16 protein-coding genes are annotated in these 12,167 nt (G+C 38.9%); all 16 read left to right on the plus strand.

Translation table 11 applies throughout. The annotated features are described in order from the left end of the window. Positions 1-2 precede the first annotated feature (2 nt). Complete coding sequence (gene prfA / locus OZY43_RS03525; protein WP_277166012.1) at positions 3-1,091, plus strand: peptide chain release factor 1; 1,089 nt, start codon at positions 3-5, stop codon at positions 1,089-1,091. After that, positions 1,084-1,932, plus strand: coding sequence for a peptide chain release factor N(5)-glutamine methyltransferase (gene prmC, locus OZY43_RS03530; protein WP_277166014.1), 849 nt, complete (start codon positions 1,084-1,086; stop codon positions 1,930-1,932). Before prfA ends, prmC begins: the two co-directional genes overlap by 8 nt. Next, positions 1,933-2,937, plus strand: coding sequence for an L-threonylcarbamoyladenylate synthase (locus OZY43_RS03535; RefSeq protein WP_277166016.1), 1,005 nt, complete (start codon positions 1,933-1,935; stop codon positions 2,935-2,937). It abuts the gene before it with no gap. Positions 2,938-3,022: 85 nt separating this feature from the next. Further along, complete coding sequence (gene upp / locus OZY43_RS03540) at positions 3,023-3,652, plus strand: uracil phosphoribosyltransferase (RefSeq protein ID WP_277166018.1); 630 nt, start codon at positions 3,023-3,025, stop codon at positions 3,650-3,652. Between the two features lie 117 nt (positions 3,653-3,769). Further along, positions 3,770-4,483 carry a F0F1 ATP synthase subunit A gene (atpB, locus tag OZY43_RS03545; RefSeq protein ID WP_277166020.1) on the plus strand — a complete coding sequence of 238 codons (714 nt, stop codon included), beginning with the start codon at positions 3,770-3,772 and terminating at the stop codon, positions 4,481-4,483. A gap of 18 nt (positions 4,484-4,501) precedes the next feature. Next, positions 4,502-4,726, plus strand: coding sequence for a F0F1 ATP synthase subunit C (gene atpE / locus OZY43_RS03550; RefSeq protein ID WP_277166022.1), 225 nt, complete (start codon positions 4,502-4,504; stop codon positions 4,724-4,726). Positions 4,727-4,772: 46 nt separating this feature from the next. Continuing rightward, on the plus strand, positions 4,773-5,282 hold the full coding sequence (gene atpF / locus OZY43_RS03555) for a F0F1 ATP synthase subunit B (RefSeq protein ID WP_277166024.1): 510 nt from the start codon (positions 4,773-4,775) through the stop codon (positions 5,280-5,282). Further along, on the plus strand, positions 5,282-5,830 hold the full coding sequence (gene atpH / locus OZY43_RS03560) for an ATP synthase F1 subunit delta (RefSeq protein WP_277166026.1): 549 nt from the start codon (positions 5,282-5,284) through the stop codon (positions 5,828-5,830). Before atpF ends, atpH begins: the two co-directional genes overlap by 1 nt. A 14-nt stretch (positions 5,831-5,844) precedes the next feature. After that, the gene (atpA, locus tag OZY43_RS03565; protein WP_277166028.1) at positions 5,845-7,356 is read left to right on the plus strand and encodes a F0F1 ATP synthase subunit alpha; all 1,512 of its coding nucleotides are present in this window, start codon (positions 5,845-5,847) and stop codon (positions 7,354-7,356) included. Positions 7,357-7,366: 10 nt separating this feature from the next. Further along, complete coding sequence (locus tag OZY43_RS03570) at positions 7,367-8,329, plus strand: F0F1 ATP synthase subunit gamma (RefSeq protein WP_277166030.1); 963 nt, start codon at positions 7,367-7,369, stop codon at positions 8,327-8,329. 23 nt (positions 8,330-8,352) lie between these two features. After that, positions 8,353-9,792 (plus strand): F0F1 ATP synthase subunit beta, encoded by a 1,440-nt coding sequence (gene atpD / locus OZY43_RS03575; RefSeq protein WP_277166032.1) that lies wholly within the window; start codon positions 8,353-8,355, stop codon positions 9,790-9,792. A gap of 11 nt (positions 9,793-9,803) precedes the next feature. Continuing rightward, positions 9,804-10,241 (plus strand): F0F1 ATP synthase subunit epsilon, encoded by a 438-nt coding sequence (locus OZY43_RS03580; protein WP_277166034.1) that lies wholly within the window; start codon positions 9,804-9,806, stop codon positions 10,239-10,241. A gap of 72 nt (positions 10,242-10,313) precedes the next feature. Beyond that, on the plus strand, positions 10,314-10,544 hold the full coding sequence (locus OZY43_RS03585; RefSeq protein WP_277166036.1) for a DUF1146 family protein: 231 nt from the start codon (positions 10,314-10,316) through the stop codon (positions 10,542-10,544). An 86-nt stretch (positions 10,545-10,630) separates the two neighbouring features. Beyond that, positions 10,631-11,620 carry a rod shape-determining protein gene (locus tag OZY43_RS03590; RefSeq protein WP_277166038.1) on the plus strand — a complete coding sequence of 330 codons (990 nt, stop codon included), beginning with the start codon at positions 10,631-10,633 and terminating at the stop codon, positions 11,618-11,620. 17 nt (positions 11,621-11,637) lie between these two features. After that, positions 11,638-11,931, plus strand: a complete 294-nt coding sequence (yidD, locus tag OZY43_RS03595) for a membrane protein insertion efficiency factor YidD (RefSeq protein WP_277166040.1) — start codon at positions 11,638-11,640, stop codon at positions 11,929-11,931. A gap of 8 nt (positions 11,932-11,939) precedes the next feature. Next, entirely contained in the window at positions 11,940-12,167 is a 228-nt protein-coding gene (locus OZY43_RS03600) for a DUF2969 domain-containing protein (RefSeq protein WP_277166042.1), read from the plus strand.

Consider the following 12,167-nt stretch of genomic DNA (forward strand, 5'->3'; position numbering starts at 1 on the left):
GTATGGATAAAGTGATGGCACGACTTGAGGGCTTAGTAGCTCATTATGAGGAGCTGCAGGAAATGATGGCTGATCCAGAAGTCATTAATGATACTAAGCGCTATATGGCAATTTCTAAGGAAGAGGCTGATTTGCGCGAAGTGGTGCAGAAATACAAGAAATATAAGGCTGATAAGAAAGAAATTGCTGATAACAAAGAAATTATTTCTAGTGAAAGTGATGGTGACTTGGTTGAAATGGCCAAGGAAGAAAATCACGACCTTGAACAAGAAATTACCAATCTTGAAGATCAAATTAAAATCTTAATGCTGCCAAAAGACCCTAATGATGATAAGGACATCATTATGGAAATTCGTGGTGCTGCTGGCGGGGATGAAGCTTCCTTATTTGCTGGTGATTTGCTTAGAATGTATGAAAAATATGCTGAGCGGCAAAATTGGCAGGTGTCAGTTGTTGATAGTGAACCGACAGAAGTCGGCGGTTATAAACGAATCGCGATTATGATTACTGGTGACAAAGTTTATTCTAAATTGAAGTACGAAAATGGTGCTCACCGAGTACAACGGGTTCCTGTAACTGAATCGCAAGGTCGGGTACATACGTCAACTGCAACAGTTGCGGTAATGCCTGAATATGAGCAAGTTGACTTGGATCTTGATCCTAAGGATATTCGGGTTGATGTCTATCGTTCAAGTGGTGCTGGTGGTCAGCATATTAACAAAACTTCTAGTGCTGTACGGATGACGCACTTACCAACTGGAATTGTGGTTGCGATGCAGGATCAGCGTAGTCAGCAGCAAAATCGGGAAAAGGCAATGCAAATTTTGAAATCACGGGTTTATGATTATTATGAAAGTCAAAACCGGGATCAATATGATGCTAAGCGAAAGAATGCTGTGGGTACTGGTGATCGTTCAGAACGGATCAGAACCTATAATTATCCGCAAAATCGGGTAACAGATCACCGGATTGGTTTGACTTTGAATAAGCTTGACCGAATTATGAATGGCGAACTTGAAGAAGTCATTGATGCTTTGATTTTGTACAATCAAACTAAGCAATTAGAGGAGCTGGCTGACCAAAATGCCTAAGATTGAAACCTTAAAAGATTTACGTGTTTGGGCTGTTGAAGCAGCACCAGAAGCAAGACAAGAAGATGTGGAATTTCTATTAGCTGAACGTTTAAATTTCACGCCTAGTGAATTTGAACTAAAGCAGGATGACCAATTAACACCTGACCAATTAAAACAGGCACAAAAAGATATTAAGAAGCTAGCTAAAGGAACTTCACCGCAGTATATTTTAGGTTATTCGTGGTTTTATGGTTATAAAATTATGGTACAACGTGGCGTTTTGATTCCACGATTTGAAACTGAAGAATTGGTTGCTTGGGCCTTAGAACATTTGCAAACAGGTGATAAGGTGCTTGACTTGGGGACAGGATCTGGCTGTATTACAGTTGCCTTGGCTAAAGAAGCTGCCAAAAAGGGAATCACCGCCCTAAATTTATTTGCATCTGACGTTACTGATGCTGCTCTTAGAACTAGTGAAGAGAATTTTTTAACCTATAATATTGATGTTACTGTTCGTAAGGCTAATATTTTAATTGGTTTAGAAAAATTTGATACAATCATTTCTAATCCGCCTTATATTAAGGAAACTGAGCGAAATATTATGGATCAGAATGTTTTGCAAAATGAACCTAAAGAGGCTCTGTTTGGTGGTAAAGATGGGCTTAATTTTTATCAAAAATTTGCCAAACAAGTTCGTGAACATTTAAATAGTCATGGAGAGTTTTTCTTAGAGTATGGTTTCAGTGAAAAAAAGCAGCTTGAAGAACTGTTTGCCAAAGAATTACCGGACTTTACGGTTGAATTTAAAAATGACATGGCAGGTAAGCCACGTATGGTTTATGGAAAGTGGAATAAGTAGATGGAAACGAAAATTTTTTCTGAAGGACAAATTGATGAGGCAGTCAAATTATTGGCTGCAGGTGAATTAGTCGCTTTTCCAACGGAAACGGTTTACGGTCTTGGGGCAATTGCAACTAATGAAAAATCGGTCAAGGGTGTTTATGCAGCTAAAGGGCGACCAAGTGACAATCCGTTAATTGTAACTGTTGCAGATGCTGACATGATGGCCAAATATGCTAAAGAAGTGCCTGAACGGGCTCAGAAATTAATCAAGCAATTTTGGCCGGGTCCATTAACTTTGTTGTTATTTGTTAAACCGGGCAGTTTGCCAAGTGCCGTTACTGGTGGCTTAGATACAGTTGCCTTTCGCTGTCCCGATGATAAGTTGACTCATGACCTAATTGCTAAGTTGGGTTCGCCGATTGTTGGTCCATCAGCTAATACTTCAACTAAACCAAGTCCAACTACTGCTCAACATGTTTATCATGATTTGAAGGGGAAAATTGCTGGAATTATTGACGGTGGTGCAACTAGAGTAGGACTTGAGTCTACTATTATTGACTTATCAGTTGAAACTCCAATTGTTTTGCGGCCGGGTGAAATTACGCCAGAAGAACTAAGTGCGGTGTTAGGCGAAAAAGTTTTAATCAATACTGGTAAAGTTACAGATCAAGATGTGCCAAAAGCTCCGGGAATGAAGTACCGTCATTATGCACCAGCTGCACCAGTTATGGTCGTTGATGATGGGCGTGATTTTGCCAAAATTAAGTTTGACAAAACAACAGGTGTAATGGCTCTTGAAACTGAATTAGCCAAAATTACTGTACCTGATGAAAACAAATTTAGCTTGGGTCAAAATTTGGCTGCTGCTGATCATAATTTGTTTAGTGGGCTCCGTTATTTTGACGATAAAAAAGAGATTAAGCAGATTTATGTTCAAGGTTTTAGCGGTAGTGAAGAAACTTTAGCCTATATGAATCGGTTAAATAAGGCTGCTGCTGGTCATCATTTTCAAATAAAATAAAAAATTACAGCAAAGGACTTTAAACCCTTTGCTTTTTTGATTAAAATACTTGGTAAGCATAATTTGATTTTATCAAGGAGGAATTATGGGTAAATTTACAGTTTTGAATCATCCGTTGATTCAGCACAAGTTAACCATTATTAGACGTAAGGAAACGAGTTCGAATGAATTCCGGCGCATTGTTGGTGAAATCGGTGGGTTAATGACCTATGAAATTACCAGAGACTTACCATTGCAAGATGTTGAAATTGAAACACCGATTGGTAAGACTACTCAAAAAGAAATTGCTGGTAAGAAGATGACAATTGTACCAATTTTACGTGCCGGAATCGGAATGCTTAATGGAGTAATGGAAATGATTCCGTCAGCTAAAGTTGGCGTAATTGGAATGTATCGTGATGAAGATACGTTAAAACCGCATGAATATTTCTGTAAAATGCCGAAAGATATCGCTGAACGTGAATGTTTAGTTGTTGATCCGATGTTAGCAACGGGTGGTTCTGCTAACATGGCAATTGAAGCCTTGAAAAAGCGGGGCGTTAAAGATATTAAGCTTGCTGTTTTAGTTGCAGCTCCTGAAGGTGTTAAGGCGATCCAAGAAGAAAATCCGGATGTTGATATCTACGCTGCTGCTGAAGATGACAAACTATTGCCGAACGGCTATATTTTCCCTGGTCTGGGGGATGCCGGTGACCGTTTATTTGGGACAAAATAACTTTAATTTGACAAAATAATTTTCGAATTCGCTTACATTTTTCACAAAATTAATGTTTGGTGTTAATATTGTATGAGTGTTCGATAATTGAGCACAGGAAGGGAGGTCCGCGAAGTAATGGAGAAATCATTTGTTTTTAAATTCTTGGGCTTAAACTTTGATCTTACAGGGATCATTGGCTCAACTTTAATGGCAGCCGTGGTTTTATTTGTCTGCATTTGGCTTTCACGTAAAGTTGAAATGAAACCTAACAAAAAGCAAAATGTCCTTGAAGCTCTACTTGACTTCACTAATAACATTGTTAAAGATAATGTTGGGGATGTCGATGCGCAGAGACATTTGTCATTGTATGCTTTCGTTTTGTTTCTCTTTATCTGGTTTATGAACATGCTTGGCTTGTTCCTAGAAGTCAAAGCTGGCGACTATATGTTTGTTAAGTCGCCAACAGCCGACCCAGTGACGACAATGTCGTTTGCAATGATGACCTTGCTTCTATCATTCACGTTTGGAATGCAAAAATTTGGCGTTGGTGGTTATTGGCGCAACTATGCTGCACCAGTTAGCTTTTTGTTCCCCATTAATATGATTGAGGAAATCACCAACTTTTTGACGCTATCTTTGCGTTTATATGGGAATATCTATGCTGGTGAAGTTTTGTTAACACTAATTGGAAATAGTTTAGCTCCAAGCTTTGGTATTTCAACGTTAATCTTAGCTGCGCCACTTGCAATGATTTGGCAAGGTTTCTCTGTCTTCATTGGCTCTATCCAGGCATATGTTTTCGTAACTTTATCAATGGTATACATTGGCAAAAAAGTTACAAAAGAATAATTTTTTGGAGGTTTAAATATGTCACAAGCTTTTAAATATATCGCTGCAGCAGTTGCAGCTGGACTTGCTGCTTTAGCTGCTTCATGGGGTAACGGTAAGGTTATTACCAAGACCATTGAGAGTATGGCTCGTCAACCAGAAAGTGCTGGTAACTTGAGATCAACAATGTTTATTGGTGTTGGTTTGATTGAAGCCGTACCAATCTTGGCAATTGTTATTGCGTTCCTGATTCTCTTCCTTTAATTTTTGCTAATAAGAATTTAGGTTGAAAAAGAGAGAAGGGCAGTAAATGACATTTCAAACTTTATTTGCAGCCTCAGGTCATATTTACCTTGGTAATACTCTTTGGTATTTAATTGTTTTTGCAATTTTGCTCGTTCTGGTTAAGCATTATGCTTGGGGACCAGTTTCCGAAATGATGGAAAAACGGCGCCAAAAGGTAATTGAGGACTTAGATTCAGCTGCAAGTGATCGTAAAAAAGCTGAAGTTTTGGCGAATGAACGTGAAGCTGCCTTGAAGAATTCAAGACAAGAGGCAACTCAGATTCTCTCTGAAGCAAAGACTAACGCGCAAAAGACGAGTAGTAAAATTGTGGCTAGTGCTAACGATGATGCTGCTTCAATTCATGAAAAGGCTAAGGCTGATGCTGCACAAGCAAAGACTGATGCTTTGAATGAGGCGCGTGGTCAAGTCGCAGATATTTCAGTTGCAATTGCAGAAAAAGTAATTGCTAAGAACTTATCTGCTGATGACCAGAAAGAGTTAGTCAATCAATTCATTAAGGGGCTGAATGAATAATGGCCTTAAGTAGAGAAGAAATAGCTGCACGTTATGGAGGTGCACTGTTTGGCTATGCACAGGACACGAATTCTTTGGTTGCTGTTCATGCGGATTTACAAGAATTGGCACAAGCTGTTTCCGCTAATCCGCAAATCTTAAACGTTTTTAGTGATCCGATTTTCAATAGTATTGAAAAGAAAAAGTCACTTTCTGTAATTGAGCAAGGCTTAACAGCAGAAGTACAAAATTTTTTGAATTTTCTATTGGACTACAATCGCTTTAACGATTTGCTTGATATCATTGATCGGTTTAATGATTTGTATGATGAAGCAAATAAGATTACATCTGGTACTGCAACTACTGCAGTTAAGTTGGATGATGCGCAGCTAACAGCTTTGAGCCGTTCATATGCGCAAAAGTACGGCCTAAAAGATGTTCGCCTTGAAAATCAGGTGGATAAGGATATTTTAGGTGGTGTCATTTTGCAGATCGGTGATCGGTTAATTGACGGTTCCGTTAAAAATAAGCTGAAAAAGATTCGCGTTCAGTTAATTAATAAAGATTAAAAGAGGTGAAACCATTGAGCATTAAAGCAGAAGAAATTAGCTCTTTAATCAAGCAGCAACTTGAACACTATGATGACAAACTCGATATTGATGAAGTCGGAGTTGTCACATACATAGGTGATGGTATCGCCCGAGCTCACGGACTAAACAATGTTTTGGCTAATGAGCTGTTAAAATTTGACAATGGTTCTTATGGGATTGCGCAAAACCTTGAAGCTAATGATGTTGGTATCATTATTTTGGGTAGTTTTGACAATATTCGTGAAGGTGACCAAGTTAAAAGAACTGGTCAAATCATGCGTGTGCCAGTTGGTAAGGAATTAATTGGTCGGGTAGTTAACCCATTGGGTCAACCAGTTGATGGCTTAGGTGACATCAAGACTGATAAAACACGTCCAATTGAATCAACTGCTCCTGGTGTTATGGAGCGGCAATCAGTTAATCAACCATTGCAAACAGGGATTAAGGCGATTGATGCGTTGGTACCAATCGGTCGAGGTCAGCGTGAGTTAATTATTGGTGACCGTAAAACCGGTAAGACAAGTTTAGCGGTTGATACAATTTTGAATCAAAAGGGACAGGATGTTATTTGTATCTATGTCTTCATTGGTCAAAAAGAATCAACTGTTAGAACTGAAGTAGAAACATTGAAACGCTTTGGCGCAATGGATTATACGATTGTTGTTGAAGCTGGACCTAGTGAACCAGCACCGATGCTCTATATTGCACCGTATGCTGGTACAGCGATGGGCGAGGAATTTATGTACAATGGCAAGGATGTTTTGATTGTCTTTGATGACCTATCTAAGCAAGCCGTTGCTTATCGTGAACTTTCCTTGCTTCTCCGTCGTCCGCCTGGTCGTGAAGCTTATCCTGGTGATGTTTTCTACTTGCATTCACGTTTACTAGAGCGTAGTGCTAAGTTGAGCGATGAACTTGGTGGCGGTTCAATGACGGCTTTACCGTTTATTCAGACTGAGGCCGGTGATATTTCAGCGTATATTCCAACCAACGTAATTTCAATTACGGATGGGCAGATTTTCTTACAAAGTGATTTATTCTTTGCTGGAACTCGTCCTGCCATTGATGCCGGTAATTCGGTTTCTCGTGTTGGTGGTAGTGCACAGATTAAAGCAATGAAAAAGGTAGCCGGTACTTTGCGTACTGATTTGGCTGCCTTCCATGAGTTGGAAAGTTTTGCGCAGTTTGGTAGTGATTTAGATCAAGCTACTCAAGCTAAATTGAATCGTGGTCGGCGCATTGTTGAAGTTTTGAAACAACCTTTGCATGCCCCAATTCCAGTTGAAAAGCAAGTTGTAATCCTGTATGCCTTAACACATGGTTATTTGGATTCTGTCCCAGTTGAAGATATTGCTCGGTTTGAAAAGGAATTGTACGACAACTTCGACAGTTCTCAAGCAGACTTATTAAAGCAGATTCGTGAAACTGGTGAATTACCAGATGAGAAAGAATTACAAGCTGCAATTAGCAAATTCGCTGATAGTTTTTCACCAAGTAATAAATAGGAGGTAGTTTATGCCTGCATCTTTACTTGAGTTGAAGAAAAAAATTGCTTCAGTTAAGCAAACTGGTAAAATTACGGAAGCCATGCATATGGTTTCTGCATCAAAGTTAAATCAAACTGAAAAACGTGATAAAGGTTATACTATTTATAACGATCATGTGCGGCAAACTTTGTCGCGTTTGATGAGTGCACAAGTTGTTAGTCATTTGCATCAAGAAAATGTTAACGCTGACGAAGACAACATTAGTAAAATTGATTATGAGAATGTTTTTGGCTTAGGAATTGTTTCCGATATGGTACAAGAACGCAAGGAAGTCAAGTCAACTGGCTATTTAGTGATAACTGGTGACCGTGGCCTTGTTGGTTCTTATAATAGTTCTGTAATTAAGAATATGATGGGTCTGGTTGAAGACTCTAAAGCTGAAAATAAAGACATTAAAATTTTGGCTGTTGGGTCAGTTGGTGCTGAATTTTTCAAAAAGAACAATTTAAATGTTGTTTATGAAAATGATGCAATAACTGATGTACCAACGTTTGATGAGGTTTTACCGATTGTATCAACTGCGATTAAGATGTATTTGAATGGTGTTTATGATGAGTTGTATGTTTGCTACACCCACCACATTAATTCATTGTCATCTGCATTTCGGGTTGAGAAGATGCTCCCTGTTGTTGATATTGATATCGGCATCAAGGAAGCTGAAGCACATAAAGATTTAGAATATGATATCAAGCCGGATATTAACACGGTTTTGTCAACTTTGGTTCCACAATATGCGCGTTCAACAATTTACGGTGCTATTTTGGATGCTAAGACTGCTGAGCATGCCAGTTCAATGACGGCGATGCAGAGTGCAACCGATAATGTTAATGACTTGGTTTCTAATTTAACTACTAAATTAAACCGTGCAAGACAAGCTGAAATCACTACTGAAATTACTGAAATTGTCAGTGGTGCTGAGGCTTTGAAATAATTAGAGAAAAGGAGGTAGATGTTTTGAGTGAAGGTGAAGTTGTTCAAGTAATCGGCCCAGTTGTCGATGTTAAATTTCCACTTGATAAAAACCTACCTGATATTAACAACGCTTTGCGTGTAGTCATATCAGATGACACTTCTGTTGTCCTTGAAGTTACACTGGAGCTTGGCGATGGTGTCTTAAGAACAATTGCCATGGAATCTACTAATGGTCTCAGGCGCGGAATGAAGGTCGAAGACACTGGTGGTCCTATTTCCGTACCGGTTGGTAATGATACTTTAGGTCGTGTATTTAATGTTTTAGGTAACCCAATTGATAATGGTCCTGAATTTAGTAAGGATCATCCTCGTAATAGTATTCATCGGGAAGCTCCTAAGTATTCTGAATTGACCACTAGTCAAGAAATTCTTGAAACAGGAATTAAAGTTATTGACTTACTTGAACCTTATATTCGAGGTGGTAAAGTTGGTCTGTTTGGTGGTGCCGGTGTTGGTAAAACCACGATTATTCAGGAATTAATTCATAACATCGCGCAAGAACACGGCGGTATTTCCGTCTTTACTGGTGTTGGTGAAAGAACTCGTGAAGGTAACGACCTTTACTTTGAAATGAAGGCTTCAGGTGTTTTGAGTAAAACCGCCATGGTCTTTGGTCAGATGAATGAGCCCCCTGGTGCCAGAATGCGGGTTGCTTTAACTGGTTTGACTTTGGCTGAATACTTTAGAGATGTTGAAGGGCAAGATGTTTTGCTCTTTATTGATAACATTTTCCGGTTTACTCAGGCTGGTTCAGAAGTTTCTGCCTTGTTAGGTCGGATGCCTAGTGCTGTTGGTTATCAGCCAACATTAGCTACAGAAATGGGTCAATTGCAAGAAAGAATTACTTCGACTACGAAGGGTTCGATTACTTCAATTCAGGCTGTTTATGTGCCAGCTGATGACTATACTGACCCAGCGCCAGCAACGACTTTTGCTCACCTTGATGCTACGACCAACTTGGAACGTAGTTTAGTTGAGCAAGGTATTTATCCAGCGGTTGACCCACTTGAGTCAACATCCAGTGCTTTGGACCCAGAAATCGTTGGCAAGGAACATTATGAAGTTGCTACTGGTGTACAACATATTTTGCAACGTTACCACGAATTACAGGATATTATTTCTGTTTTGGGAATGGACGAATTATCTGATGAAGAAAAAGTGATCGTTAGTCGGGCACGGAAGATCCAATTCTTCTTGTCACAAAACTTCTTTGTTGCTGAACAATTTACGGGCGTTCCTGGTTCTTATGTTCCAATTAAAGATACGATCAAAGGTTTCAAGATGATTTTAGACGGTCACCTTGATGATCTTCCTGAAGATGCTTTCCGTAGTGTTGGCCCAATTGAAGACGTTTTGAAAAAGGCGCAACAGATGGGTGTTACTGCTAGCGATCCAGAAGCTAAAGCATTATTAGAAAAGTAGGGTGATGTCAAATGGCTGATCCAGAAAAACTTTTTTTAGTAAATGTTGTTACTCCTGATGGCGTGATCTATTCACATCATGCCAGTATTATTGAAATGCGGGCAATTGATGGGCAGCGTTCAGTGATGTATAATCACTTGCCAATTTTAACGCCGTTGACAATTGGTGAAATTAAAGTCAAGCGCAGTCAAGAATTAGATCAGGCTGTTAATCATATTGCTGTTAGTGGTGGTTATTTTGAATTTTCTGATAACGTTGCAACAGTAATTGCTGACAGTGCTGAGCGATCTCAAAATATTGATGTTTCACGGGCACAAGCTGCTCGTGAACGAGCTCAAAAGCATATGGAAGAAGCAAAGGCTAAGCATGACCAACGTTCATTAGAAAGAGCTCAGGTTGCATTAAGACGGGCTGTAAACCGAATCAGTGTTTACAACTCGGATAATTAGTAATAAGAGTTTTAAACGGATGCACAAGAGTGTATCCGTTTTTTATTTAGCTGAAGAAAAGTGAGAAAGATTATGTTTCAACTTGGTGTCCATGCTTTAATTAGTATTGTAATTTATTTGATTACGATTGGCTTATCTTTTCAAATAATGAAAAGTATTAGAATTGAAAAAATTATCAGAAAAGGTAGGACGTTTGAAGCACAGTTGTTGTTGATTTTTGCAGCAATTGGTCTTGGTTTTTTGGTTGGGAATTTCTTTATCACCTTAATCGATACATCGTTGCAGTTAAGCAATTTCTTTTAAGACTTAGTAAAAAGAAAGAAGACCAAGGCAAACCTGTTTTCTTTATGGTAAAATGGACAATGAATATTTATGGAGGATTTTTCATCGTGGCACGAGATATAGGAATTGATTTAGGGACAGCAAACGTGCTCATTAACGTCTCCGGTAAAGGAATCGTGTTAAATGAGCCATCAGTAGTTGCTGTCAATACAGGTACAAATAAAGTAGTGGCGGTTGGAACCGAAGCATATAAGATGGTCGGCCGCACACCCGGTAATATTCGGGTTATCCGTCCTCTAAAAAACGGCGTAATTGCTGATTTTGATATTACGGAAGCAATGCTGTCGTATTTTATTGAAAAGCTGAATGTTAAAGGTTTTATGTCTAAGCCCAATATTTTGATTTGTGCGCCAACAGGTGTCACTTCAATTGAGCAAAAGGCAATTATTCAAGCAGCAGAAAAATCTGGCGGTGGCAAGGTTTACCTTGATTTTGAGCCCAAAGTTGCTGCTGTTGGTGCAGGACTAGACATTTTTAAGCCGCAAGGTAATATTGTAATTGATATTGGTGGTGGTACGACAGATATTGCTGTGCTGTCAATGGGTGAAATTGTTACTAGCCAATCTTTGCGTTATGCTGGTGACCGAATGAACCAAGCTGTGATTGCTTATATTAAAAATAAACATAACTTGCTAATTGGTTCGCGGACAGCTGAACAGATTAAAATTGAAATCGGTAGTGCCTTTGAGCCGGATAAAGAGCAGTCAATTACTGTTCGTGGGCGTGATGTTGTTGATGGACTACCGAAGCAGGCAACGGTTACAGCTCCCGAAATTCAGGAAGCTTTGCACGATGGTTTAATGACAATCATTGCAGCAACAAAGGAAGTCTTGGAAAAGACACCGCCTGAATTATCGGCTGATATTATTGATCGCGGCATTATGTTAACCGGTGGTGGGGCTTTGCTTAAGAATATTGATAAGCTAATATCATATTACCTGAAGGTTCCAGTTTTAACAGCTGATCATCCACTTGAAGCCGTTGCTTTAGGTACTGGTACGTTGCTTAAAAATATTGAAAAACATCAACGTCATTAATTAATCGGGGGTTTGACTTGCGTAAAATTTTAATTTTGCTAGTTAAATTTTATCAGAACTTTATCTCGCCTGTATTGCCTAACAGTTGTCGATATTATCCAACTTGTTCAGCTTATATGATTGCGGCATTAAAAAAGCATGGTCCAATTTTAGGTTTAATCATGGGGATTTGCCGCATTTTGCGTTGTAATCCGTTTGTACGCGGTGGTGTTGATCCAGTTCCTGATCGCTTTACTATTTTTCGCAATCCTCATCCGGAAAAGTATGAGGATGAAATTATTGCACGCAAATTTCACCCGGACGTGAAATAGGAGATAAAATGTCAAAAAAACCAGAAAATATTAATATTGAAATAAACGAAGTTAAAGGTAAAGAAATTCCAACTTGGGAAGTTGTTATTCCAAATAGGAAAACAATTGGTTTGATTGAAAAAACAGCTGGTCGTTATCGTGCAACTACGATGAAGACTAATAATGTTTTATATGCTAAAAGTTTAGAGAGTAGTATCAATGACTTACTTTCTTACTTTGCACTGCATGAAAAATAG

It is taken from the genome of Lactobacillus sp. ESL0785 (genome assembly GCF_029395455.1).
Taxonomy (GTDB): Bacteria; Bacillota; Bacilli; order Lactobacillales; family Lactobacillaceae; genus Lactobacillus.